Source organism: Nocardia sp. MH4 (assembly GCF_019266065.1).
Classification (GTDB): Bacteria; Actinomycetota; Actinomycetes; order Mycobacteriales; family Mycobacteriaceae; genus Nocardia; species Nocardia canadensis.
Window position 1 is genome coordinate 155,025 of the sequence record NZ_LPNR01000132.1, and the last position, 24,674, is coordinate 179,698.

Here is a 24,674-nt window from a genome sequence, read left to right on the forward strand (position 1 = left end):
CATCGTAAACGGCGGGTTAACGCCACCCCGCCGCGTAGCTGAACGCTACTGATCCAGCTCCCGCACCAGCGAATCCACGACGGCGACAAGATCACCCTGCGACTGCGCCGCGACCCGGCGTTGCCGCTGGTAGGAGGCACCGTGACGGGGAATGTCGGCGACCGCGGCCAGTTCGTCGGAGCAGCCGAGCCGTTTGGCGGTCGGCTCCAGTTTGCCGAGCAGGTCCATCAGATCGTCTGTGACCAAACGCTCATTGCTGGCGTCGTCGACGATCACGATCGCGTCGAGCCCGTAGCGCGCGGCCCGCCACTTGTTCTCCTGCACGTGCCACGGCGGCAGCGTCGGCAGGTCCTCGCCCTCGTCCAGCCTGCGCTCCAGATCGACGACGAGGCAGTGGATCAGCGCGGCCACCGAGGCCAGTTCGGCCCGGCTGGACAGGCCGTCGCACACCCGGATCTCGATCGTGCCCCACTTGGGCGCCGGCCGGATGTCCCAGTGCATGCCGCCGAGCTGTTCGAACACCCCGGTCTTGAGCTGGTCGTGCACGAAACCCTCGAACTGCCGCCAGCTCTCGAACTGGAACGGCAGGCCCGCGGTCGGCAGCTGCTGGAACATCAGCGCGCGGTTGCTGGCGTAGCCGGTGTCGTCGCCGGACCACATCGGCGAGGACGCCGAGAGCGCGAGCAGATGCGGATACGACAGCAGCAGCGAGTTCAGGATCGGAAAGACCTTGTCCCGGTGCGAGACTCCCACGTGCACGTGCACGCCCCAGATCAGCATCTGGCGGCCCCACCACTGGGTGCGCTCGATCAGCTCGTCGTAATGCGGTGAGCGGGTGAGCTGCTGGGCCGACCACTGCGCGAACGGATGGGTGCCCGCGCAGAACAGGTCGACGCCGAGCGGGTCGGCCGCACGGCGCACCGCGTCCATGGTGCCGCGCAGGTCCTCGACCGCGCCCCCGACCGTGTCGTGCACACCGGTCACCAATTCGACGGTGTTGCGCAGCAATTCCTTGGTCACCTGGGGTGTGCCGTCGTGGGCGCGCAGGTCACCGACCGCGTCGAATACCGCCGAGGCGGTGTTGGACAGATCGCGCGTCACCTTGTCGACGAGCGCGATCTCCCATTCGATGCCGATGGTCGGCCGGGGCGAACCAGGGAAGGGTACCGACTGGACTGCCCCGGCCATCTACGTCTCGCTAACCGACCACGCCGCAGGCGACCCGGGAGCCCGCGTCACCGGTGGACAGCGTGGTCTCGTCGGGGCCCGTGCCACCCTCACGGGTGTACCGGGACGGGATGTTGCCGAAGTTGTCGGCGCCGGAGTGCACGATCAGCGCCTTGCCCTTGATGTTGTCCAGGGTGACGGTGTCGGTGCGGGTGACCAGCTTGGCGCTGCCGTCGGCGCCGACCTGCAGCGAGGTCAGGTCGCCGCTGGCCGGGTGCGCGTTGGCCGCGCCGACCTGCAGGTGACCGCCGGCCGAGGTGAAGTCGCCCTCACAGGTGCCGTTCTGGTGGAAGTGCAGGCCATGGAAACCGGGGGTCAGACCCTGCGCCTCGACGGTGACCACCAGGTGGCTGCCCTCGGTGACGAACGTCGCGGTGCCGACGGTCGCGCCGGAGCCGGACTTGAGTTCGGTCTTCAGACCGCCCGCGGCGGGGGTGCCGTGGTCGCCGCCACCGTGGTTCGCGGTGGTCGGCATGCCGTGACCGCCGCCGTGCTCGGTGCCGGAACCGGCGGGCGCGGGCGAGCTGGTCCACACCGGCGGCGTGGTTCCCTTGACGTCACTCGACTCCTGGCTGTTGGTGCAAGCAGCGAGCCCGAACGCGGCAACCGCCAGCACCGGGGTCACAATGCGCCAGGACGGGCGACGAGTTGTCGACGTGGCCATCAGGGAACTCCTTTACGAGTACCGAGTTTAACGAGTAAAGCTGGGTGGACAGGGGCTGTACCGCTCAAGATGATGCCACAGCGCAAGTACCCCACTCGGCACCGCGTGCCGAGCCTCGTTCAGCGACCGGTCAGTACGACGATCACGCCCGGCGACGTGTCACCGGTCTTCGGCGCGACGGTCCCGCCGATCTCCGCGGCGATCTCGGCGGCCGCGGCCTTGTCGCCCGCGCCGCCGCCGTAGAACACCGTGGTGGTGGTGAGGTTCTCGCCGCTGTAGTTGCCGGTACTGACATTGCTCCAGCCCGACGAGGTCAGCTCGCCGGCGGTGCGCGCGGCCAGACCGGCGACCAGGCTGTTGTTCAGCACCCGCACGGGCACACTCTGATCGACCGTGGCCGCGGGCGCGGTGGTCGGCGGTGCCGTGGTGGTGCTCGGCGCGACGGTCGTCGTCGCGGTGGTGGTGGTCGGGGCAGCGGCCGCGCTGGTGGCCGTGGCAGCGGTGGTGGCCGGCGCCTGCGCGACCACGCTCGACGTCGTCGTCTCGGTCTGCTCGGCCGAATCGGCGGAGTCGGCACCGGAGTTCGACAACGACATCGCACCCAGACCCGCGAAAACGATGGCCAGGGCGATCAACACCATCGCCAGCGCGCGCAGCGGCGGGCCGCCGGGGGTGGGATTCGGGTTGCTCACCCGCGCAACCCTAGTCGCAACGAGTGCTGTGTGGCCCCGCGCGACGCGAACTCACGGCCCGAAGACGGGAGCCTGCGTGACCACGGAGGGCCGGTGAGTGGCGCCATCGGACACCTCAGACCTGGAAACCGAGTCGGCGCGCTGCGCGCGCTTTCTGCCTGCTCGCCCGCAACCTGCGCAGGCGCTTGACCAGCATCGGGTCCGCCGCCAGTGCCTCGTCCTTGTCGACGACCGCGTTGAGCACCTGGTAATACCTGGTGGCCGACATGGCGAACAGCTCGCGGATCGCGTCCTCCTTGGCGCCCGCGTACTTCCACCATTTGCGTTCGAAGTCGAGGATGTCGAGCTCACGGCGACTCAGCCCGCTGCTTTCGTCGGGGGCCGAGTCCTGTGTGGTTCCCGCCTCGATGTTGCGAGCCGCTGCGCCGTCCATCTTGCTCCCTCGCCGAGTATCACGAGATGAAAATGACGCTTGCACGTCGCGGATCATTCAACCACGCAGGAGCCGGATCCTTCGACCGATGTCCCGGCGTGTTGACTACGGGCCAGTAGGGGTGTCGTGCCCCACAGGGGTCGCCGCCCACGCACCCGCGCGACCGGCGATAATGGCGCCCATGGCAATTCTCCCGATCGTGATCGTCGGTGACCCCGTCCTCCACAACCCCACCGCACCGGTGACGGAGACGCCGGCCGAGCTGGCCGACCTGATCGCGGACATGTACGACACCCTGGAGGAATCCAAGGGTGTCGGGCTGGCGGCCAACCAGGTCGGGGTCGGCAAGCGGCTGTTCGTCTACGACTGCCCCGACTTCGACGCCGCGGGCAAGCCGATCCGCCGCAAGGGCGTGGTGATCAACCCGGTGCTGGAGACCTCCGAGATCCCGGAGACCATGCCCGATCCCGACGACGACGAGGAAGGCTGCCTGTCCGTGCCGGGCGAGCAGTTCCCCACCGGCCGCGCCGACTGGGCCAGGGTCACCGGTACCGACGAGAAGGGCGAGCCCGTCGACATCGAGGGCACCGGCTTCTTCGCCAGGATGCTCCAGCACGAGGTGGGCCACCTCGACGGCTTCCTCTACGTCGACGTGCTGATCGGCCGCAACGCCCGCGCGGCGAAGAAGGCCATCAAGCGCAACGGCTGGGGCATACCGGGTCTGAGCTGGATCCCCGGCACCGTGCCCGACCCGTTCGGCCATGACGACTGAGTCATGGCGGCCGGCGCCGCGAGTTCTCGGTCTGTTCCCTCGATCTTCCCTCCCGCCGGGCACTGCTTCGTCGCGCCCTCTGGTCAGTCCAGATCGAGGCGGCCGAGAACTGTGATCCCGCTCGGTCGCCGCGTCGTCATGCGGTACCAGCTGCCGGAGGGGTATCCGCAGCCGCTCACCGATGTGATCGGTGAGCTGGTGTCGCTGAGCCCGCCCTCGGTGCGGACCGCCGAGGGCGAACTGGTGTCCGTGGCGCCCGATCGGGTTGTCGCGCTGAAAGCCCTGGGGCCGAGACCGATTCGCACCAAGGAGATCCGCTCGCTGGAGGCCGCGGCGGCGGCCGCCTGGCCGGGCAGCGGTCACCTGTGGATCGACGGCTGGCTCGCGCGCGCGGGCAACGGCTACACCGGGCGCGCGAATTCCGCGGTGCCACTGGGCGAGTCCGGCCTGCCAGCGGTGCTGTCGATCGAGACCATGCACAAGATCGCGGACTGGTACACCGCCAACGGGCTGCCGCTGCTGCTGCAGCTGCCCGATCGGCTCGCGCCGGTGCCGCCGGGCTGGAACACCTGGAGCGAGACCGTCGTCCTCGGCCTCGACATCGCGAATTTCGTGCTGCCGCAAGGACCGTCGATGGTCAAGATCACCGACGCGCCCGATCAGGGCTGGCTGACGACGCATCGCTACCGTGGTGAGATCCCGCTCGACCCCGCCGTCCGGGAACCGGACGTCTCGGTGCTCACCTCGGTCATCGACGGCACCCTCGGTTTCGCCTCGCTCGGCCTGCCGGAGGCGCTGGCGATCGGCCGCGGCGCGGTGACCACCGCGCCCGACGGCAGGCGTTGGGTCGGCCTGACCTGCGTCGCGGTGGCGACCGCGCACCGCCGCAACGGCCTGGCCTCGCTGCTGTGCGCCGAGCTGATCCGCTGGGGCGCCGACCACGGCGCCACCCACGCCTACGTGCAGGTGGAGGTAGGCAACGCCACCGGGCTCGCGCTCTACCGCGAACTCGGCTTCCTGGAACACCACAGCTACCGCTACGCCGCGCCGCCGAGCGCGTCGTAGGAAAGGACCGCGACCCGTGCGTCTCGCCACCTGGAACGTCAACTCGATCCGCTCCCGCGTCGATCGCGTGACGGCCTTCCTGGACCGCCACGACATCGATGTGCTGGCGATCCAGGAGACCAAGTGTCGCGACGACCAGTTCCCCTACGAGCAGTTCGACCAGGCGGGCTATGAGGTCGCCCACGTCGGGCTGAACCAGTGGAACGGCGTCGCGATCGTGTCCAGGGTGGGGCTCACCGACGTCGAGACCGCGTTCCCCGGCCAGCCCGGCTTCGACAAGAACGCCGGTGACTCGCTGATCGAGTCGCCGGTGGTGGAGGCCAGGGCGATCGGCGCGACCTGCGGCGGGGTGCGGGTGTGGAGCCTGTACGTGCCCAACGGCCGCGCCCTCGACGACCCGCACTACGCATACAAGCTCAGCTGGCTGTCGACCCTGCGCGAGCGGGCGACCGACTGGCTCGCCCAGGATCCGGCGGCCGAGATCGCGCTGGTCGGCGACTGGAACATCGCCCCCACCGACGACGATGTCTGGGCCCCGGAGCTGTTCGAGGGCAAGACCCACACCTCCGTCCCCGAGCGGGCCGCGTTCCAGGCCATGCTCGACAGCGGTTTCCGCGACGTGATGCGTCCGTTCGCGCCCGGCCCCGGCGTCTACACCTACTGGGACTACACCCAGCTGCGTTTCCCCCGCAAGGAGGGCATGCGCATCGACTTCATCCTGGCCTCGGCCGCGCTCGCCGACCAGGTGAAGGACGCCTCGGTCGACCGGGAGGAGCGCAAAGGCAAGGGCGCCAGCGACCACGCCCCGGTCATCGCGGAGTTCTCCGACTGAGCCGTCTCGCGCGCCTCGAGCGGTACCGTGGATGACAGGATCATCCGACCTGCGACGGAGCGGGAGGTGTGCTTGTGGCGTTCTACCGGCGGCTCGGCGATGTTCCACCGAAGCGGCATACCCAGCATCGGGACGAGCGGGGCAACCTCTACTACGAGGAGCTGATGGGCGAGGAGGGCTTCTCCGGCGACTCCTCGCTGCTCTACCACCGCGGCCTACCGCCCGCGATCGTCGATGCGACGGTCTGGGAACTCCCCGACCAGTCGCTGACCCCGAATCACCCACTGCGCCACCGCCATCTGCGGCTACCGAACCTGTTCCCCGGCGACACCCCCGCCAAGACCGATCCGGTGACCGGCCGCAGACTGCTGCTCGCCAACGCCGATGTGCGCATCTCGTACGTGGTCGCCAAGGGCGCGTCGCCGCTGTACCGCAATGCCATCGGCGACGAGCTGGTGTACGTCGAATCCGGGGCGGCCGTGGTGGAGAGCGTGTTCGGCACGGTGCCGGTCCGGCAGGGCGACCAGCTGATCATGCCGCGCGCCACCACCCATCGCTGGCTGCCCACGGGCGAGGAACCAGTGCGCGCGTATGTGATCGAGGCGTCCAGCCACCTCACCCCGCCCAAACGGTACCTCTCGAAATTCGGTCAGCTGCTGGAGAATTCGCCGTACTGCGAACGGGACCTGCACGGACCCACCGAACCCCTGCTCGCCACGGGCGAGGAGGTGGAGGTGCTGGTCAAGCATCGGCCGGGCGCGGAGGTGGTGGGCACCAGGATGATCTACGCGACGCACCCGTTCGACGTGGTCGGCTGGGACGGCTGCCTGTATCCCTACACCTTCAACATCGCCGATTTCGAACCGATCACCGGCCGGATACATCAGCCGCCGCCGGCGCACCAAGCGTTCGAGGGCATCAATTTCGTGGTCTGTAACTTCGTGCCGCGCAAGGTCGACTATCACCCGCTGTCGATCCCGGTGCCCTACTACCACTCCAATGTCGACTCCGACGAGATCATGTTCTATTGCGGCGGAAACTACGAGGCGCGCAGGGGTTCCGGGATCACCCAGGGTTCGGTGTCGGTGCATCCCGGCGGCTACGCGCACGGCCCGCAGCCCGGCGCCTACGAGCGCAGCATCGGCGCCGAGTTCTTCGACGAACTGGCGGTGATGGTCGATACCTTCCGGCCGTTGCAACTCGGCGAGGGCGCGCTGGCCTGCGAGGATCCGGCCTATGCCTGGACCTGGTCGGGCCGCGGACCGGGGCTGCGATGAGCGGGCGACTGCTGCGGGTCGAGGTCGCGCCGGACTCGCTGTTCGGGCCGGAGAACCTGCCCTACGGCGTCTTCGCGCCGCCCGGTGGCGGCTTCCGCGTCGGGGCCCGGCTGGGCGATACCGTGCTCGATCTCGTCGCGCTGCTGGGTGATCCCGTCTTCGCCCAGCCGTCGTTGAACGCGTTGCTGGCCGCCGGGCCCGAGCACTGGCGGACCGTGCGCGCCCGCCTGCGGGAACTGGCGGACACCGAGCTGCCGATCGAGGCGGTGCACCCGGTCAACGGCGTGCGGACGGCGCTGCCCGTACAAATCGGCGACTACGTCGACTTCTACGCCAGCATCGACCACGCCACCAATCTCGGCAGGCTGTTGCGGCCCGACAGTGAACCGCTGCTGCCGAATTGGCGGCACCTGCCGGTGGGATACCACGGCCGGGCCGGGACCGTCGTCGTGTCGGGGACCCCGATCATCCGGCCGCGGGGCCAGCGTCGCACCGATGCGGGGACCCCGGATTTCGGGCCGTCGCGGCGACTCGACATCGAGGCCGAACTGGGTTTCGTGGTCGGCACCGGGTCGCCGCTCGGCGTTCCGGTGGACGTCGACGACTTCGCCGAGCACGTCTTCGGCGTGGCCCTGGTCAACGACTGGTCGGCCCGCGACATCCAGGCCTGGGAGTACCAGCCGCTCGGGCCGTTCCTGGGCAAGTCGTTCAGCACGTCGATCTCGGCGTGGATCACCCCGCTCGCCGCGCTGGCCGAGGCCAGGGTCGCGCTGCCACCGCAGGACCCGCCACCGCTGCCCTACCTGCGCGGAACCGACGACCACGGCCTCGACATCGACCTGACCGTCAGCTGGAACGGCGACGTGGTGGCGCACCCGCCCTATGCGCGGATGTACTGGTCGCCCGCGCAGATGCTGGCCCACCTCACTGCCAACGGCGCCTCGGTCCGGCCCGGGGACCTCTACGCCTCCGGGACGATCTCCGGCCCGGAGCCCGACCAGCGCGGTTCGTTCATCGAACTGTCCTGGGGCGGAACGCAACCCGTCGCCGTGCGTGGGGAATCCCGGACCTTCCTGGCCGACGGCGACGAGGTGACGATCACCGCCACCGCCCCCGGCACGGCGGGCCGCCGCATCGGCCTCGGCGAGGTCGGTGGACGAATCCTGCCCGCCCGCACCGCTTGACGCCGCCGGAGCCACCCCGAAACTCGGGTCTGGCCCGGCTCCCGTCCGCATCGATACCGTGACCAACCATGAAAGCCTCCCTTGCCGCCATGGCCGGTCTTGCCCTCATCAGCCTCGCTCAGCTGCCGTTGGCAGCGCCGGCCGCGGCCGATTGCCCACCGTATCCGCCGACCTGCGCACCGAGCTCCTCCGAACAGGCGGAGCACATCATCGCCAATCTGCTGGGCGCCCTGACCAGTGGATCGGCGACGGGGTGAATCGGTAGCGGTACCTCCGGCAACCACCCAGGGGCGGAGATAGTACGGGTCAACCTCCACCTTGGGGTGGTATCGAGCGGATTTCAGTGCGGGATACGGTGACGTTCGACGATCCCTAGCAGAGAGCCCGACGATGTTGACGAGAATCGCCCGCGCCGCCGTGGCCCGACCACGACTGGTCGTCGCGGTCGCCCTGTTACTGATGATCCTCAGCGGCGCGATCGGCGCCACCGTGCATTCGCACATGAAATCGGGCGGATTCGTCACCGAGGATCTCGACTCGGTGCAGGCCAGCCAGTATCTGAACGAGCATTTCCCCGGCTCCGAGCCGAACTACGTCTTGCTGGTGACCGCTGAGGACGGCGCCGATTCACCAGCCGCACGCGCCGCAGCGGACACCGCGATCGCCCAGCTCCGCGGCCATTCCGACATCGTCAGCGGCGTGCAGTCGTACTGGACCTCGCGACCGGACCTCAAGCAGGCGCTGCGCAGCAAGGACGGCAAGCGGGCGCTCATCCTGGCCAGCATCGAAGGAGACGACGCCCAGCTACCGGACCGCGCGGGCAAGCTCAGCAAGGAAGTGCAGGTCGAGAGCGGGCCGGTGACGGTCGAGGCGGGCGGGCTGGCGGCCTCGTTCTCCGACATCAATGTCCAGATCAGCAAGGATCTGGTGATCGCCGAGGCCGTGGCCATCCCGGTGACCGGCCTGCTGCTGGCCGTGGTGTTCGGCAGTGTCGTCGCCGCGGCGCTGCCCATCGCGATCGGGCTGTTCGCCATCGCGGCGGCGCTGGGCATCCTGCGCGTGCTGACCTCCGTCACCGACGTGTCGATCTTCGCGCTGAACATGACCACCGCGCTCGGCCTGGCGCTGGCGATCGACTACAGCCTGTTCATCGTCAGCCGGTACCGCGAGGAACTGACCGGGGGCGCGACACCGGCCGCCGCGGTGCTCCGCTCGATCCAGACCGCGGGCCGCACGGTGGTCTACTCGGCGCTGGTCGTCGCGCTGTCGCTGTCGGCGCTGCTGGTGTTCCCGCAGTACTTCTTCAAATCGTTCGCCTACGCGGGCATCGCGGTGGTCGCCGCCGCCACCGCCGCCGCGGTGATCGTGCTGCCCGCCCTGCTCATCCTGGTGGGCACCCGGATCGACGCCGTCGACCTGCGCGCGCCGCTGCGCAAGCTGTTCCGGCGGGCCCCGCGCGTGGACAAGCAGCCCCAGCAGACGTTCTGGTACCGCCTGGTCACCGCCGTGATGAAGCGGCCGCTGCCGATCGCGCTGGCGACCACCGCGTTCCTGCTGCTGCTCGGGTCGCCGTTCCTCGGCGTCCAGTTCGGCTACCCCGACGACCGCTCGCTGCCCACCGGCGTGGCCAGTCGCGAGGTCGGCGACGTGCTGCGCACCGAGTTCGACGCCGATATGGCCGCGAGCGCGACCATCGTGCTGCCGGAGTTCCGTGGCACGCCCGCCGAACTGGATGGCTACGCCCTCGCCCTGTCCAAGGTGCCGGACGTGCCCGCCGTGCTCAGCAGCGCCGCGGTCTACCGCAACGGGTGGCGGGTGGCGCCGGGCGTGCCGGAGATGGCCGACCCGTCGGCGGGCACCTATCTGTCGGTCGCGACCACGCTCGACCCCTATTCCGACGCGGGCCGGATCCAGCTCGACGCGCTGCGTGCCGTCCCGGCGCCGTCGGAGGCCCTGATCACCGGCCCCGCCGCGCTGAATCAGGACTCCGTCACCGCGATCACCGGCAAGCTGCCGCTGGCCGGGGCCCTGATCGCGATCACCACCCTGGTGCTGCTGTTCCTGTTCACCGGCAGCGTGGTGCTCCCGGTCAAGGCATTGGCGCTGAACATCCTGTCGCTGGCGGCGACGTTCGGCGCGATGGTGTGGATCTTCCAGGAGGGGAACCTGTCGGGGCTGCTCGGCTTCACCTCTACCGGCACGCTCAACCTGGCCATGCCGATCCTCATGTTCAGCCTCGCCTTCGGCGCCTCGATGGACTACGAGGTGTTCCTGCTCTCCCGCATCCGGGAGGAGTGGCTGGCCGGGCCCAAGACGACCGAGGGCAATACCGAGGCCGTCGCCATGGGCGTGGCCCGCACCGGCCGCATCTTTACCGCCGCCGCCCTGCTCATGAGCATCGTGTTCCTCGGCGTGGCGACCTCCGACGTGTCGATGATGAAGCTGTTCGGCCTGGGCTGCGCGCTGGCCGTGATCAGCGACGCCACCGTCATCCGCGGCCTGCTCGCCCCGGCCCTGATGCGGATGATGGGCACCTGGAACTGGTGGGCGCCCAAGCCACTGGTGGTGCTGCACAACAGGTTCGGGCTGCACGAAGCCGACGATGCCGAGCCTGCCCCGGTCGTGGCCCAGGACAAGGTCGCCGTCCGCTAGCGATCAGCCCAACCCGGCACCTACACTGTGAACCGCCACGCACTCCCCGACCTCGAGGAGGGTCCGCCGCGCAGCGGCGGGTTCGCGGCCGTCCCGCCGATGGGAGGCTGTTGCGTAGGCGACGAAGAAGCAAGCAACGGCCTCCCATCGGCGGGACACAGGGGGCCGCGAACTCGAGCGCGCCAGCGCTCCGACCAGCACGGGGGCTCGCACCAGCGGGCTGAGAGGACGGCTAGCCCATTTCTCGGGCGATCAGGGCCGTCGACCGTATGAACCTGACCGGGTAATGCCGGCGTAGGGAGGAACCATCATGGGCACAGCCACGTCTTCGACCGGGGCGGTCGACACCGTCACCACCGGGCCGATCCAGGGCAGCGTCAAGCACTACAAAGAGGTCGACGGCCTGCGCATTCCCGTGCGCCGGATCAACCTCACCAACGGCGAGCACTTCGACGTCTTCGACACCTCCGGCCCGTACACCGACGACAACGCGGTGATCGACCTCGAGGCAGGCCTGCCGAAGCTGCGCGACGAGTGGGACCGGCCCACCGTCGACGGCCCGCCCACCCAGCTGGCCTGGGCGCGCCAGGGCATCATCACCCCGGAGATGCGCTTCATCGCCGCGCGCGAGGGCGTCTCCCCGGAGCTGGTGCGCGACGAGGTCGCCGCCGGTCGCGCGGTGATCCCGGCCAATCACAAGCACCCGGAGCTGGAGCCGACCATCATCGGCAAGAAGTTCCTGGTGAAGATCAACGCCAATATCGGCAATTCGGCGGTGTCGTCGTCGATCGCCGAAGAGGTCGAGAAGATGGTGTGGGCCTCGCGCTGGGGCGCCGACACCATCATGGATCTGTCGACCGGCAAGAACATCCACGAGACCCGCGAGTGGATCCTGCGCAACTCCCCCGTCCCGATCGGCACCGTGCCGATCTACCAGGCGCTGGAGAAGGTGAACGGTGACCCCACCAAGCTCACCTGGGAGATGTACCGCGACACCGTGATCGAGCAGTGCGAGCAGGGTGTCGACTACATGACCGTGCACGCGGGCGTACTGCTGCGCTACATCCCGCTGACCGCCAAGCGGGTCACCGGCATCGTCTCGCGCGGTGGGTCGATCATGGCCGCGTGGTGTCTGGCCCATCACCAGGAATCGTTCCTGTACACGCACTTCCGGGAGCTGTGCGAGATCCTGGCGCGCTACGACGTCACTTTCTCCCTGGGCGACGGCCTGCGTCCCGGCTCCATCGCCGACGCCAACGACGAGGCCCAGTTCGCCGAGCTGCGCACCCTCGGTGAGCTCACCAAGATCGCGAAATCCTATGGCGTGCAAGTGATGATCGAGGGCCCCGGCCACGTGCCGATGCACAAGATCGTCGAGAACGTGAAGCTCGAGGAAGAGCTCTGCGAAGAGGCGCCGTTCTACACCCTCGGCCCGCTGGCCACCGATATCGCGCCCGCCTACGATCACATCACCTCGGCGATCGGCGCCGCGATCATCGCGCAGGCCGGTACCGCGATGCTCTGCTACGTCACCCCCAAGGAGCATCTGGGCCTGCCCAACCGCGACGACGTCAAGGTCGGCGTGATCACCTACAAGATCGCCGCCCACGCCGCCGACCTCGCCAAGGGCCACCCGCACGCCCAGGACCGCGACAACGAATTGTCCAAGGCCCGTTTCGAATTCCGCTGGCACGATCAGTTCGCGCTCTCGCTCGACCCGGACACCGCCCGCGAGTACCACGACGAGACGCTGCCCGCCGAGCCCGCCAAGACCGCGCACTTCTGCTCCATGTGCGGTCCGAAGTTCTGCTCGATGCGTATCTCCGCCGACGTGCGCGAGTACGCCGAGAAACAGGGCCTGACCGACGTCGCCGCCATCGAGGCCGGCATGGCCGAGAAGTCGGCCGAGTTCGCCGACCACGGCAACCAGGTCTACCTGCCGGTGGTCTGACCTCCGGTTTCCCGGGACCGGCACGGCTGCGCCGCGCCGGTCCCGGCCGTTTCCGGGGCTAGCATTGTCCCGGCAGAACAGCTCTGCGCAGCCTTTTCTGTACCGACCGGAAAGGGATCACCCGCATGTGCACCTCTTTCACCGTCACCGCCGAGGACGGCTCGGTCACCGCCGGGCGGACTATGGAATTCGCGTTCGATCTCGAGTCACGGATGATCGTCTTCCCACGGGGCATGTCGTATCAGGCCAAGAGCCCGGACCCGGACGTTCCCGGCTATTCCTGGCGCGGTGCGTACGGCACGGTCGGCATGAATCTGCTCGGCCGCGATTGCCTGCTCGACGGCGTGAACGAGGCCGGTCTGTATTTCGGTGCGCTGTATCTGCCGCATTTCACCGAGTACCAGTCGGTCCCCGTCGGACACGAATCCGAGTCGATGTCGCAGATCCACGATGTCGGCAACTACCTGCTGTCCACCTGCGCGACGGTGAGCGAGGCGGCGGCCGCGCTGGAGCGGGTGCTGGTGTGGGGTCTGCCCGATCCGAGCACCGGTCAGCCCATCGATCTGCACTACACCCTGCACGACGCGAGCGGCAGTTCACTGGTCGCCGAATACATCGACGGTGACCTCCAGCTCCACGACAATCCGCTGTCGGTCCTGACGAATTCACCGCCGTTCGAGTGGCATCTGCTCAACACCGGCAACTACGTCAATCTCTCCGCCGTCAATGTCCCCGACCTGCCGCTGTCGGGATACGACGTGAGCGCCCTCGGCCAGGGCAGCGGAATGCTCGGCCTGCCAGGCGATTTCACCCCACCCTCCCGTTTCGTCCGCGCGGTCGCGCTGAGCCAGGCCGCCGAACCCGCGGCCGACGCGACCGGCTCCGCCCTCGTGGCCGCCCACATCCTCGACAGTTTCGACATCCCCAAGGGTTTCGTCCGTTCCGGCGACGACGGCCCCGCCTCCATCGAATACACCGAATGGTCGACCATCGCCGCCCTCGCCCCCGACCACCGCCGCTATTTCGTCCGCTACTACGACAGCCCCGTCTGGTGCGCCGTCGACGTGGGCAACCTCGACTTCGACCAAGCCGACGTCACCCCCATCGACACCGCCGCCCCCTGGTGCGTCGACGTGACCCCGACCCCCTGACCGTCCACACCACCCTTCGGCTGCTGCCGCACATGTTCTTCGGACGCGAACGGACCGATCCCGCGCTGCCCGGTGCCGTTCTCAGCACGGTGCTGCGCGATACGCTCGGACCGGACCGGGAGGCGGCCCCCGATCCGGTCGTCGAGCTGATCATCGAATCGGACGTCCGGGTGACCATCCTGGATCTCCGACCGTAGGATCGTCCGCCGAGAAATCGGCCCGACGGTGCGAGCCCGGAATTTCGGGGGCTTTCCTCGCCGAGCCCGGTCAGTAGGGTTCTTGCATGTCAGCTCGCACCACACGTCTCGTCGCCGGCGCCGTCGCGGCCGCCGCCATCTCCTTCGCTGCCCCGCTCGGCACCGCCCAGGCGGCCTCCCCGGTCGCCGACTCCGGCTCGTCGTCCATCGGCTGCACCTCCGACACCAGTCCGTGCGCCCTGCGCCCGCTGTTCGACCTGATCACCGCCCTTTCCACGGGCAGCGCCCAGGCCTGAGACAAGATCGGTCCCGGCGATCGGGCCACCGGGGAAGCCGGATCGTTGTCCGGGGTAACGTCGATGAGGTGGCCGATGCCTTCTATCTCCCCGACCCGGCGGACCCGAGCCGCTACCTGTCGACCGAGCTGACCAGGGGACCCTGGTCACCGGACGCGCAGCATGCCGGGCCACCCTCGGCGCTCCTCGGGCATGTCATCGAGCGGTGCGAACCGCGACCCGGCTTCCAGGTCGGGCGGGTCGCGGTCGAGATTCTCGGGCCGGTGCCGCTCGCACCGCTGACCGCACGAACGAAGGTGGTGCGGTCGGGGCGCAGCGTCGAGCTGATCGAGGCGACCTTGTCGTCGGATCGCGGGCCGGTGATGCAGGCCAACGCGTGGCGGCTCAAGGTCGCCGATCCGCCGCTGGATCTCCCCCAGCAATTCCTGCCGACCGGTTCCCGGCCGCTGCCCTCGGCGACAGAGCCGGAGGTGTTCCCGTCCGATCAGGAGATCGGTTTCCACACGGGCATCGAATACCGTTTCACCGCAGGCTCTTTCACCGCGCCCGGCCCCGCGGTCTGCTGGATCCGGGTGAAGTACCCGATTGTCGCGGGCACCACCCCGAGTCCACTGGAGCGCACGCTGGCCGCCGCCGATTCGGGCAACGGGGTCAGCGCGGTCCTCGACTGGTCGAAATACCTGTTCATCAACACCGACCTCACCGTCACCCTGCACCGGCAGCCGGTCGGGGAATGGGTGTGCCTGGACGCGGTGACCCATCCGCAGCCGCACGGCATCGGTCTCGCCGAATCGGCGATATTCGACGAGACCGGGCCGATCGGGCGCAGCACACAGACGCTGCTCATCGCGCCGCGCGGCTGATCAGCGCAGCACGTCCAGGTTCACCAGGTCGCCGTTGCCGTGCTTGAGCAACTCCGATTCCGCGGTGCTGGTGCGGCGGAACGGATCGCCCTGGCCGGTGGTGAGCAGGCCGCGCAGGCTGGTGGTGATGTAGGCGCCCCAGGCGTTGGAGCACACTTCGTAGCATTCACCCGCGGGCACCAAACCCACATGGGTGAAACGGACTTCGGTGCCGTCGGCCGTTTCGGCGATGTCGAAGACGATATCGGTGTCCTCCCACTCGGTCGTGTCCTCGATGAAGGACAGATGCGAGTCGGTGACATGCCAGACCAGCCTGCGTCCGGGCACCGACTCGGTGGTGGTCAGGGTGCAGCGGTGGATGCCGGGCACCTCGAACAGGTAGCTGTCGCCGACCGTGCCGGTGGTGCCCTCGATGGTCTCCGACCACCAGCCCCAGACATTGTTGACAGCGGCGAACACCTCGGCCGGGGTCTTGTCGACGGTGATGGTGGCGGTGAAATCGTTGGTGCTCATTGCTTTTCCTTCCGGGCTCAGCCGTCCAGATGCCGGCGGAGCGCGTCCAAGGGGCTGTCCCAATCACGCGAGAGGGCGGCCAGGAATTGTTGTGCCACTTGCATCGGCGCCGAGTCGAGGCGATAGCGCACGCGCCTGCGCTCGCCCGGCTCCGGGATCACCAGGCCCGCATCGGTCAGCAGAGCGAGGTGTTTGGCGATCGCCTGACGGGTGATGGGCAGGCGATCGGCGAGGTCGGTCGCGGTGGCGGGGCCGTGCGCGGCGAGGGCGGCCAGGACCGACCGCCTGCTCGGATCGGCCAGCGCGACGAAGACCCGTTCGGCGGTGGCCTCGAGCTCAGGCCGCATCGAGGTACTCGACGAGCTCGCCCAGCTCGCTCTTCCAGCCACCGACATTGCCCTCGAACGCCTCCTTGTGCGCATCCTCGGGCAGTTGCGCGAACCCGGATTCGACGACGGTGAGCCGGGTGCCGTCGCCGTGCGGTTCGAGGGTGAACTCGACGTAGGTGCGTCGCGGGTCGTCGTCGGGCAGGCCGTTGATCGGCCAGGTGTAGCCGAACACGGTCGGCTCCTCGACCCGCTCCACCCGCATGTCGGCGGCGAAGCCTTCCTTCCAGGTCATCCGCATGTCCCCGCCCGGGCGCAGGTCGATCTCGGCGGTATTGCCGAACCAGCTCGCGAGTCCTTCGGCGGTGGTGATGGCCGCCCACACCTTGGCGGGTGGATGGGCGAGCTCGACGGTCCGCACGATCTGATCAGGGAATCCCATGGTGTTCTCCTCAGTCAGTAGCAACCAGTTGGTTGCAACTCAGAGTATGGCAACCGAATGGTTGCGTCAAGGTCAGTGGCCGCCGGTGACCCGGAAACCGCGCGGGACCAGCCACACCGTGCCGATCGCCACCAGCGCCACCACCACCGCGGAGATGTACGACGTCGTGGTCAGCGCGGTGTCGAAGGCATGGCTCGCCGCGTCGACCACCTGCGTGTGCGCCGGTTCGGGCAGGTCGGTGGCCACCTCGTAGGCCCCGCCGACCGAGCCGCTCGCCTGCTCCACCTGGTCGGCCGGGACCGGCAGGTTCGTCATGTGCTGACTGAAGATCCGCGCGTGCAGGCTGCCGAGCAGCGCGACGCCGAAACCGACGCCGACCTCGTAGTTGGTCTCCTCGACCGCCCCGGCCTGCCCCGCCCGATCGGCGGGCACGGCACCGACGAGCACCGCGGCGGCCGCGGTCACCGCCATCCCGTCGCCGAGCCCGAACGACACCAGCACCAGCGCGACCACCGGATAGGTCGTCGGCTCCGGGCTCACCGCCAGCAGCAGGAACCCCAGCGACACCGCGCCGAGCCCGACGCCGAGCACCGCGCGGACACCGAACTTCTCCATCAGCATCGGCGTCAGCAGCGAGGCGGTGAGCAGGGTGAGCGCGGCGGGCAGCATCCGGATGCCGGCCTGGGACGGGCTGTAGCCGTGCACGTATTGCAGCCACAGCGACACCAGGAACATCGCCGCGCCGATCGCCATCATGGCCAGCAGGGTCGCCACGGCGGCCGCGGTGAACGCGCTGTTGCGGAACAACCGCACGTCCAGCAGCGGATCGTCGGCGGTGAGCTGGCGGCGGACGAACCAGACCATCGCGCCGATCCCGACGAGCAGGACCACCCAGTCGACCGATCCCGCTTCACCTTTCGCCAGATGCTTGATGCCCCAAGCCAGGCAGACGATGCCGATCATGGACAGCGCCGCGGCGAACCAGTCGAGGCTGCCCGCCTGCGGCGCCCGGTATTCCGGCAGCACCCACAGCCCGACCACCACCGTCACCAGCACCACCGGCACGTTCAGCCAGAACGCCGACGACCAGCCGAAGTGCTCGACCAGGAAACCACCGATGATCGGGCCGACCGTCGCGCCGACACCGGCCACCGCGGCCCAGATCCCGATGGCCATCGTGCGCTCGCGCACATCGGTGAAGATGTTGCGGATCAGCGACAGCGTCGACGGCATCACCATCGCGCCACCGATGCCGAGCAGCACGCGTCCGCCGATGAGCTGAGCCGCGCTCCCGGCGGTCGCCGCGACCACCGAGGCGACGCCGAACAGCACGAAACCGCTGATGAACAACAGCTTCCGGCCCACCCGGTCACCGAGCGCGCCGGTGGTGATGAGCAGACCGCCGAGCACCAGGCCGTAGATGTCGATGATCCAGAGCTGCTCGAGCGGCCCGACCTGGAGGTCGTCGATGAGCGAGGGCAACGCGACATTGAGAATCGTGGCGTCCATCGCCACCAGCAACAGGCTGGCGCACAGCACCCCGAGCATCACCCAGCGCACCGAACCGTAGGTCTTCGTGGTCTCGTCCACCATGGCGCATCACCCGATTCCTGATCACCGACCGGTTTCCGGATCCGTGGCGCTCGATCCGCTGCTCAACCTACCCAGTCGCCGACGGTTGCGGCCGGAGCGCAACCCCGGAGTGGGCAACCGGTCGGGTTGCCCGGCAACGCTGTCCTGTCGCCGTATGATCTGTCCCGCTCGTACAGCACGTTTGTTTCCCTGGGGCGAGGCGACGGAGGCGAGAAACCGATGTCCGAGAGCTCGATCTACGACCGGTTCGACCGGGACGCGGCCGCCGTGGCCGACCAGGTCATCGCCTGGCGGCACCACCTGCACCAGCACCCGGAGCTGTCCAACCGCGAGGTCGACACCGCCGCGCTCATCGCCGACCACCTCAGGTCGCTGCCGCTGGACGAGGTTCGGACCGGTATCGCCGGCCACGGTGTCGTCGGCGTTCTCACCGGTGGCCTGCCCGGTGACCAGGTCATCGCGTTGCGCGCCGACATCGATGCCCTGCCGGTGCCCGACGAGTGCGGAGTGCCGTTCGCGTCGACCGTCGTCGACGACGACTATCCCGGCGGCCCGTTCCCGGTGTCGCATGCCTGTGGGCACGACTGCCACACCGCGATGCTGCTCGGCGCGGCCACGGTCTTGGCCGGGGTCCGCGACCACCTGCCCGGCACCGTACTGTTCGTGTTCCAGCCCGCGGAGGAAGGTCCACCGGTCCAGGAGAAGGGCGGCGCGCGGGAAATGCTCGCCGAGGGCGCACTGGACGATCCGGCGCCCACGATGGCATTCGGATTCCATGTCACGCCGTATCCCAAGGGCTACATCGGCTATCGGGTCGGCAACCAGTTCGGCGCCTCGAGCCTGATCAAGATCGTCATCACCGGCGAGCAGGTCCACGGGTCGACGCCGTGGATGGGCATCGACCCGATGCCCGCGGCAGGGGCCGTCCTCACCGGGATCGGGCAGATCTACCGCCAGCTCAGCGCCTTCGATCCGGTCACCGTCACCATCGGTCACATCGAGGACGTCGGAAGGTTCAATATCGTCGGCCGGACGGTCACGCTGTGGGGCACCATCCGGTGTTCGGTCGAAGCCGATATGGCGCAGGTGCGGCAGCGGCTCGCAACGCTGGCCACCCACTCCGCCCAGGCCTACAACTGCACGGCGACCGTGGAGTACCTGCAAGACGTGCCCGCCGTGCACAATCTGCGACCCTGGGTCGACGCGGCATTGCCGACCCTGCGCAAGGTCGTCGGCGACGAGCGGGTCGTGGCCACGACGCCCACCCTCGGATACGACGACGTCTCCGAGTTCGTCAACAGATACGGCGGCCTCTACGTCACGCTCGGCGTGCAGGACACCGAATTCGGCGGCGCGGCCGGGTTGGAGCCGACGCCGGGCGGACGCGGGATGTACATGAACCACAACCCGCACTTCTACGCCGACGACGACACGCTGGTGACCGGCGTGCGTCTGCATACCTACCTGGCCTACGACCACCTACGCGGAGCAGTCGTCCCCCGGTGACGGCGATGCTCGGCGCACCGGCTCGGGGAGCGCGGCGTCGATGAGGACGCGCGCGGCCCGGCCGGTGCGCTCCCGGTCGCCGGTGATCACCCGGTCCTGGAGGATGCCGCGCAGCCCGGAGACGAGCAGGGTCGCGACCACCTCGGGGTCCGCGGCCAGGCCGGTGCGGCGCAGCGCGGCCGCGAGCTCGGTGACGAATGTGGCGATCGCCGCGTTCGCGTAGTCCTGGTACGGCGAATCGGGGGCACACGCCGCACCGAGCACCTGCAACAGCACGCGCACGCTGTCGGCCTCGGCGCCCTCGGAGTTCAGGTCGAAGAAGCCGGTCAGCCGGGCACGCAACTGGGCGGGCTCGGTGACATCGGCGAAGACCGCCGCGAGGTCGGGGCGCTGCGTCGCCAGCGCCTGGACCAGCAGTTCCTCCTTGGTCTCGAAGTAGTAGATGAGCATGCGCGAGCTGGTGCCGAGGGCGGCGGCCAGCGGGCGCAGCGACAGTTCGGCCAGGCCGTGCGCGGCGATGTACGCCACGACACCGGCCAGCAGTTCGGCGCGCTTGCGGTGGTCGAGAGGACGGGCCATGGGTTGACTGTAGCGACTGCTACAGGTATCCATGACGGCGTGACTGTACCGATCGCTTCAGAAACTCGGGCCGGTGTCGTGGTGACCGCGTACGCGGCGACCACCGCCCTCGCCGACACCATCGACGAGACCTGGTCGCGCCTGCTGCGCGGCGAGAGCGGAATCCGCGCGCTGGCACCGGAATTCCTCGCCGACCACGACCTGCCGGTCCGGATCGGCGGACCGCTGGTCACCGCACCCGACGCCGAACTCACCCGGATCGAACAGCGCAGGCACTCCTACGTCGAGCGGATGGCCCTGGTCCTCGGCAGGCAGGTCTGGCGGGCGGCGGGCGCGCCTGCGGTCGACCCCGAGCGCCTGGCCGTGGCCATCGGCACCGGGCTCGGCGGCGGTGACGCGCTGATCGACGCCGTCGACGCGATGCGCGCGGGCGGTTACCGCAAGGTCTCGCCGCTGGCCGTCCCGATGGTCATGCCCAACGGCCCCGCGGCCACCGTCGGACTCGAGATCGGCGCGCAGGGCGGCGTTTTCGCGCCGGTCTCGGCCTGCTCGTCGGGATCGGAGGCGATCGCGCACGCGTGGCGGCTGATCAGCACGGGCGAGGCCGACGTGGTGGTCACCGGTGGCGTCGAGGGCCATATCGACCCCGTGCCCATCGCGGGTTTCGCGATGATGCGGGCCATGAGCACCCGCAACGACGAGCCGGAACGCGCCTCGCGCCCGTTCGAGCGCGACCGCGACGGTTTCGTCTTCGGTGAGGCGGGCGCGCTGCTCGTGCTCGAATCCGAACGGCACGCGAGGGCGCGCGGCGCGCGAATCCACGCCAGGGTGCTCGGCGCGGGCATCACCTCCGACGCCTTCCACATCGTGGCCTCCGATCCGGCGGGCGCCGGGGCGGCCCGTGCGATGCGCAAGGCGATTCAGACCGCGGGACTGCGGGTTTGCGACATCGACCACGTCAACGCGCACGCGACGTCGACCTCGGTCGGCGATGCCTCCGAGGCCGCGGCCATCACCGCGGTCACCCCCGACGCCTCGGTGTACGCGCCGAAATCAGCGCTCGGCCATTCGATCGGCGCGGTGGGCGCGCTGGAGTCGGTGCTGACGATACTGAGTCTGCGCGAGCAGATCGTCCCGCCCACCCTGAATTTCGACCACCCCGATCCGGCGATCGAGCTCGATATCGTCGCGGGCACTGCCCGCCCGCAGCGGATCGACTACGCGCTCAACAACTCGTTCGGTTTCGGCGGGCACAACGTCGCCCTGGCATTCGGAAAAGCGTAGCGGCGCTTACGCCTTGTCGAACCTGGTGTCGACGAAGGACTCGAAGTCGACCTTGCCCGGGATGGCCTTGGCCTTGGTGAAGGCGTCGGCGATCTCCTGCTCCGAGGCGATCACCGGATCGGAGAGCTTGATCGGCTGCTTGATCGAGCGGGTCCAGGTGGTGCGGGAGGCGTCGACGCTGATCTGGGTGAGTTCGGCGTACTTGGTCGACCAGGTGTCGAGATTGTCCGAGGACCACTTGGTGGCGGCGGCGTAGCGCTGGAAGAAGTCCGCGATCGCGGCCGACTTGCCCGCGTCGCCGACCGCGTGCTTGCCCGCGACCCAGAAGTTGTAGCCGTTGGCGGCCTGATCGGCGGTCGCGATCGGCTTGGCGCCGATCTCCTTCTCGGCGATGGCGGTGTAGGGATCCCAGGTCGCCCAGGCGTCGACATCGCCGCGGGTCAGCGCGGTGTAGCCATCGGCGGGAGCGAGGTAGACCGGCTCGACATCGCCGAGCGACAGGCCCGCCTTCTGCAGCTGCAGCAGCAGATTCGCGTTGGCCGAGCTGCCCTTGTAGACCGCGACCTTCTTGCCCTTCAGGGCCGCGACAGAGCCGATCGATGAGTCCTTGCCGACCAGGATCGCGTCGCCCTTTCCGGTCGCCGAGAGCGCGCCGACGATCTTGATGTCGGCGTTGGACGCCGCACCGAAGATCACCGGGGTGTTGCCCGTCTGCGCGATGTCGATGCCGCCGGCGCTGGCCGCCTCGACCAGCGGCAGACCGGCGGTGAAGGTGGAGAACTCGATCTTGTACGGCAGGTTCTCCAGCTGACCGGAGGCCGCGAGCAGCACTTCGATCGAGATCGCCTTCTGGTCCCCGACTTTCAACGTGACGGTGCTCAGATCGACCGGGCCCGACGGCGCGGCGTCGGTCGCCGCGTCGTCACCGCAGGCGCTCAGCGAGAGCGCGGCGACGACGGCGAGGGCGAGCCCGGCCAGGCGGGACTTCGGAGTGCGTTTCACGGGAACAACTTTCGTGCGGGGGTGGACATCTCAGGAAGTGACGCCGAGCAGGGCCAGCAGCCGCGTGGCGTACTCGGCGACCTCGGGCGCGGCCGCCGTGCGCGGTCGCGGCAGGTCGATGGATACCTCGGCGGCGATGCGCCCCTCGTCGAGGACCAGGACGCGGTCGGCCAGCGTGATCGCCTCGAGCACATCGTGGGTCACCAGCAGCACTCCGAACGCGCGTTGGGCGTGCAGGCCGAGCAGCAGCTCGTGCATGGTCAGGCGGGTCAGCGCGTCGAGCGCGCCGAAGGGCTCGTCGAGCAGCAGCAGCGTCGGCTCGGCCACCAGCGCGCGGGCCAGCGCCGCGCGCTGGGCCTCGCCGCCGGACAGGGTCAGCGGCCAGGCGTCCGCGCGCCCGGCCAGGCCGACCTCGGCCAGCAGATCGCGGGCGGCCTTGTCGTCAGCGCGCCGATTGCGCGGCTTCGGCCTGCCCAGCGCGACATTGCGGACCACCGGCTGCCACGGAACGAGCCGCGGTTCCTGGAACACGATCGTCGGCCTGCCGGCGACGGAAACCTCACCGCGACCGGCGGTCTCGAGTCCGCCGAGAATCCGCAGCAGCGTGGACTTGCCCGACCCACTGCGACCGACCAGCGCGACGATCTCGCCAGCCCCGATCTCGAGATCGATCCCGTCCAGCACGATCCGTTCGCCGAACTTCTTACCCAGACCGGCGATTCGCGTTGCTGGCATCCGCGCGGCGGCCTTGGCCGAGATGGGAGTGACTGCGGCAGCGGTCATGACGGGATCCTCGCGGTAGTGCGGCGGCGGGTGGCGGGCCAGCCGAAGGCCGGGACGGAGTGGGTCCGGCGATCGGCGCGGGGAGCGGGGGCGGACATCAGCGGTGGACCGCCGGGCGCCAGCGCAGGGCGCGGCGTTCGAGCAGGCGCACGATGGAGTCGGTGGCAAGGCCGAGCAAGCTGTAGATCACCAGGCCGAACACCACGATGTCGGTGCGCAGGAATTCGCGGGCGTTGTTGACGACGAAGCCCAGACCCGCGCTCGCGTTGATCTGTTCGGCGACGATCAGCGAGAGCCAGGCGATGCCGAGGCTCTGCCGCACGCCGACCAGGATCTGCGGCAGCGCACCGGGCAGGATCAGCAACCGCAGCCGCTCGGCCAGGCCCAGTTGCAGGGCGCTGCCGAGCTCGAGCAGCTTGGGATCGAGCTGGCGGATGCCGGCGAAGGTGTTGAGGTACAGCGGGAAGAACACGCCGAGGGCGATCAGATAGACCTTCGGTTCCTCACCGATACCGAACCAGATGATGAACAGCGGGATCAGGCCGAACAGCGGGATGGTGCGGATCATCTGCAACGGCGGATCGACCGCGTACTCCCCGATCTTGCTCAGTCCGGCCAGGACGCCGAGAACCAGCGCGAGCACCGCGCCCAGGACGAAGCCGTAGAGCGCGCGCTGGCCGGAGACCAGCAGTGCGTCCCCGAGCTGGCCCGACTGGAAGGTCTCCAGCCCCGCGTCGAAGACGACCGAGGGCGCGGGCAGCTTCTTGGCCGGGATCCAGCCGCTGCTGCTGCCGATCTGCCAGACCAGCAGCAGCACGATCGGCGAGAGCGCGCGCAGGAAGCCGGAGCGGCGGTACAGGGGTATCCGTCGCTCGTCGGTCTCGGTGGGGCTCGCCAACAGCATTCGTGCATGGTGCCCGGCCGCACGGGTCGCCCGACAGGGTTCGAATCAGCTCGAGGATTTCTCGGCCCTGGCCGAGATCTGCTGGACGGCCCAGCCGTTGCCGTCGGGATCGCTGAAGAAGACGAAGCCGACATTGTCGAGCGGATGCGGTGTCGGCCTGGGGTTCTGACCGAGGGATTGCACGTCGGTGACCTCGACGCCGCGGGCCACCAATTCGGCGTGCGCCCGCTCGATATCGGGCACCACCAGTTGCAGGCCTTTCAGCGAACCGGGCGGCATCTCGGGCACCGCGCCCTTGCCGATGACGATCGAGCAGCCCGAACCCGGCGGGGTGAGCTGCACGATGCGCACGTCCTCGGAGATCACGGTGTCGTGGTCGACGACGAAGCCGAGCCGATTCGCGTAGAAGTCCTTGGCCCGGTCGATATCGGAGACCGGCACGATCACGACTTCCAGGGTCCAGTTCACGAGGTGCCTCCCGAGGGT

Annotated in this window: 27 protein-coding genes and 1 riboswitch; of the genes, 14 read left to right on the top strand and 13 right to left on the bottom strand. The window is 69.1% G+C overall.

The window, feature by feature from the left end; translation table 11 throughout:
- Window positions 1–45: 45 nt before the first annotated feature.
- The 4 genes from ATM97_RS32980 to ATM97_RS32995 form a co-directional block, all read right to left on the bottom strand.
- Window positions 46–1,188 carry a glutamate--cysteine ligase gene (locus ATM97_RS32980; protein ID WP_218722122.1) on the bottom strand — a complete coding sequence of 381 codons (1,143 nt, stop codon included), beginning with the start codon at window positions 1,186–1,188 and terminating at the stop codon, window positions 46–48.
- Window positions 1,189–1,198: 10 nt separating this feature from the next.
- Window positions 1,199–1,891, bottom strand: coding sequence for a superoxide dismutase family protein (locus tag ATM97_RS32985; RefSeq protein WP_218722123.1), 693 nt, complete (start codon window positions 1,889–1,891; stop codon window positions 1,199–1,201).
- Between the two features lie 119 nt (window positions 1,892–2,010).
- On the bottom strand, window positions 2,011–2,583 hold the full coding sequence (locus ATM97_RS32990) for a LytR C-terminal domain-containing protein (protein WP_308248709.1): 573 nt from the start codon (window positions 2,581–2,583) through the stop codon (window positions 2,011–2,013).
- Window positions 2,584–2,698: 115 nt separating this feature from the next.
- Window positions 2,699–3,016, bottom strand: a complete 318-nt coding sequence (locus ATM97_RS32995) for a DUF3263 domain-containing protein (RefSeq protein WP_218722124.1) — start codon at window positions 3,014–3,016, stop codon at window positions 2,699–2,701.
- Between the two features lie 181 nt (window positions 3,017–3,197).
- On the opposite strand from ATM97_RS32995, the gene ATM97_RS33000 reads away from it, so the two are divergent.
- The 12 genes from ATM97_RS33000 to ATM97_RS33055 all read left to right on the top strand — a co-directional run bounded on the left by ATM97_RS33000 (window position 3,198) and on the right by ATM97_RS33055 (window position 15,256).
- Window positions 3,198–3,788 (top strand): peptide deformylase, encoded by a 591-nt coding sequence (locus tag ATM97_RS33000; protein ID WP_218722125.1) that lies wholly within the window; start codon window positions 3,198–3,200, stop codon window positions 3,786–3,788.
- 138 nt (window positions 3,789–3,926) lie between these two features.
- Window positions 3,927–4,853, top strand: coding sequence for a GNAT family N-acetyltransferase (locus tag ATM97_RS33005; RefSeq protein WP_218722212.1), 927 nt, complete (start codon window positions 3,927–3,929; stop codon window positions 4,851–4,853).
- 16 nt (window positions 4,854–4,869) lie between these two features.
- Window positions 4,870–5,685 carry an exodeoxyribonuclease III gene (locus tag ATM97_RS33010; protein WP_218722126.1) on the top strand — a complete coding sequence of 272 codons (816 nt, stop codon included), beginning with the start codon at window positions 4,870–4,872 and terminating at the stop codon, window positions 5,683–5,685.
- 74 nt (window positions 5,686–5,759) lie between these two features.
- Entirely contained in the window at window positions 5,760–6,962 is a 1,203-nt protein-coding gene (locus ATM97_RS33015) for a homogentisate 1,2-dioxygenase domain-containing protein (protein ID WP_218722213.1), read from the top strand.
- Complete coding sequence (gene fahA / locus ATM97_RS33020) at window positions 6,959–8,146, top strand: fumarylacetoacetase (protein WP_218722127.1); 1,188 nt, start codon at window positions 6,959–6,961, stop codon at window positions 8,144–8,146. The genes ATM97_RS33015 and fahA overlap by 4 nt, the downstream gene beginning before the upstream one ends.
- A gap of 68 nt (window positions 8,147–8,214) precedes the next feature.
- Entirely contained in the window at window positions 8,215–8,403 is a 189-nt protein-coding gene (locus ATM97_RS33025; RefSeq protein ID WP_218722128.1) for a hypothetical protein, read from the top strand.
- A 133-nt stretch (window positions 8,404–8,536) separates the two neighbouring features.
- A complete protein-coding gene (locus ATM97_RS33030; RefSeq protein WP_218722129.1) occupies window positions 8,537–10,798 on the top strand; it encodes an MMPL family transporter in 2,262 nt (753 codons plus the stop codon).
- Between the two features lie 189 nt (window positions 10,799–10,987).
- Window positions 10,988–11,113: riboswitch (TPP riboswitch) on the top strand.
- A complete protein-coding gene (gene thiC / locus ATM97_RS33035) occupies window positions 11,109–12,749 on the top strand; it encodes a phosphomethylpyrimidine synthase ThiC (RefSeq protein WP_218722130.1) in 1,641 nt (546 codons plus the stop codon). (Overlaps the previous riboswitch by 5 nt.)
- A gap of 125 nt (window positions 12,750–12,874) precedes the next feature.
- Window positions 12,875–13,900, top strand: a complete 1,026-nt coding sequence (locus tag ATM97_RS33040) for a linear amide C-N hydrolase (protein ID WP_218722131.1) — start codon at window positions 12,875–12,877, stop codon at window positions 13,898–13,900.
- A 32-nt stretch (window positions 13,901–13,932) separates the two neighbouring features.
- A complete protein-coding gene (locus ATM97_RS33045) occupies window positions 13,933–14,097 on the top strand; it encodes a hypothetical protein (protein ID WP_218722132.1) in 165 nt (54 codons plus the stop codon).
- An 86-nt stretch (window positions 14,098–14,183) separates the two neighbouring features.
- Window positions 14,184–14,393, top strand: a complete 210-nt coding sequence (locus tag ATM97_RS33050; RefSeq protein WP_218722133.1) for a hypothetical protein — start codon at window positions 14,184–14,186, stop codon at window positions 14,391–14,393.
- Between the two features lie 68 nt (window positions 14,394–14,461).
- Window positions 14,462–15,256 (top strand): thioesterase family protein, encoded by a 795-nt coding sequence (locus tag ATM97_RS33055; RefSeq protein ID WP_218722134.1) that lies wholly within the window; start codon window positions 14,462–14,464, stop codon window positions 15,254–15,256.
- Here ATM97_RS33055 and ATM97_RS33060 read toward each other — a convergent pair whose 3' ends face one another.
- From ATM97_RS33060 to ATM97_RS33075, 4 genes are all read right to left on the bottom strand, one after another.
- Window positions 15,257–15,769: an SRPBCC domain-containing protein gene (locus ATM97_RS33060; protein ID WP_218722135.1), complete on the bottom strand. Its 513-nt coding sequence runs from the start codon at window positions 15,767–15,769 to the stop codon at window positions 15,257–15,259.
- A gap of 17 nt (window positions 15,770–15,786) precedes the next feature.
- The gene (locus tag ATM97_RS33065; RefSeq protein ID WP_218722136.1) at window positions 15,787–16,116 is read right to left on the bottom strand and encodes a helix-turn-helix transcriptional regulator; all 330 of its coding nucleotides are present in this window, start codon (window positions 16,114–16,116) and stop codon (window positions 15,787–15,789) included.
- Entirely contained in the window at window positions 16,106–16,537 is a 432-nt protein-coding gene (locus ATM97_RS33070; RefSeq protein WP_218722137.1) for an SRPBCC domain-containing protein, read from the bottom strand. Before ATM97_RS33070 ends, ATM97_RS33065 begins: the two co-directional genes overlap by 11 nt.
- A gap of 72 nt (window positions 16,538–16,609) precedes the next feature.
- A complete protein-coding gene (locus ATM97_RS33075) occupies window positions 16,610–18,130 on the bottom strand; it encodes an MFS transporter (RefSeq protein WP_218722138.1) in 1,521 nt (506 codons plus the stop codon).
- A gap of 219 nt (window positions 18,131–18,349) precedes the next feature.
- Between ATM97_RS33075 and ATM97_RS33080 the strand changes: the two genes are divergently transcribed.
- Window positions 18,350–19,636 carry a M20 family metallopeptidase gene (locus tag ATM97_RS33080; protein WP_218722139.1) on the top strand — a complete coding sequence of 429 codons (1,287 nt, stop codon included), beginning with the start codon at window positions 18,350–18,352 and terminating at the stop codon, window positions 19,634–19,636.
- Here ATM97_RS33080 and ATM97_RS33085 read toward each other — a convergent pair.
- Window positions 19,610–20,215 (bottom strand): TetR/AcrR family transcriptional regulator, encoded by a 606-nt coding sequence (locus ATM97_RS33085; RefSeq protein WP_218722140.1) that lies wholly within the window; start codon window positions 20,213–20,215, stop codon window positions 19,610–19,612. The two genes, ATM97_RS33080 and ATM97_RS33085, sit on opposite strands and share 27 nt — an antisense overlap.
- Before the next feature lie 39 nt (window positions 20,216–20,254).
- On the opposite strand from ATM97_RS33085, the gene ATM97_RS33090 reads away from it, so the two are divergent.
- Window positions 20,255–21,499 (top strand): KasA/KasB family beta-ketoacyl-ACP synthase, encoded by a 1,245-nt coding sequence (locus ATM97_RS33090; RefSeq protein WP_218722141.1) that lies wholly within the window; start codon window positions 20,255–20,257, stop codon window positions 21,497–21,499.
- Between the two features lie 6 nt (window positions 21,500–21,505).
- Here ATM97_RS33090 and ATM97_RS33095 read toward each other — a convergent pair whose 3' ends face one another.
- The 4 genes from ATM97_RS33095 to ATM97_RS33110 all read right to left on the bottom strand — a co-directional run bounded on the left by ATM97_RS33095 (window position 21,506) and on the right by ATM97_RS33110 (window position 24,656).
- On the bottom strand, window positions 21,506–22,501 hold the full coding sequence (locus tag ATM97_RS33095; RefSeq protein ID WP_218722142.1) for an ABC transporter substrate-binding protein: 996 nt from the start codon (window positions 22,499–22,501) through the stop codon (window positions 21,506–21,508).
- Window positions 22,502–22,531: 30 nt separating this feature from the next.
- The gene (locus ATM97_RS33100) at window positions 22,532–23,284 is read right to left on the bottom strand and encodes an ABC transporter ATP-binding protein (RefSeq protein ID WP_218722143.1); all 753 of its coding nucleotides are present in this window, start codon (window positions 23,282–23,284) and stop codon (window positions 22,532–22,534) included.
- 97 nt (window positions 23,285–23,381) lie between these two features.
- On the bottom strand, window positions 23,382–24,188 hold the full coding sequence (locus ATM97_RS33105) for an ABC transporter permease (protein WP_218722144.1): 807 nt from the start codon (window positions 24,186–24,188) through the stop codon (window positions 23,382–23,384).
- Window positions 24,189–24,233: 45 nt separating this feature from the next.
- Window positions 24,234–24,656: a VOC family protein gene (locus tag ATM97_RS33110; protein WP_218722145.1), complete on the bottom strand. Its 423-nt coding sequence runs from the start codon at window positions 24,654–24,656 to the stop codon at window positions 24,234–24,236.
- Window positions 24,657–24,674: the final 18 nt, after the last annotated feature.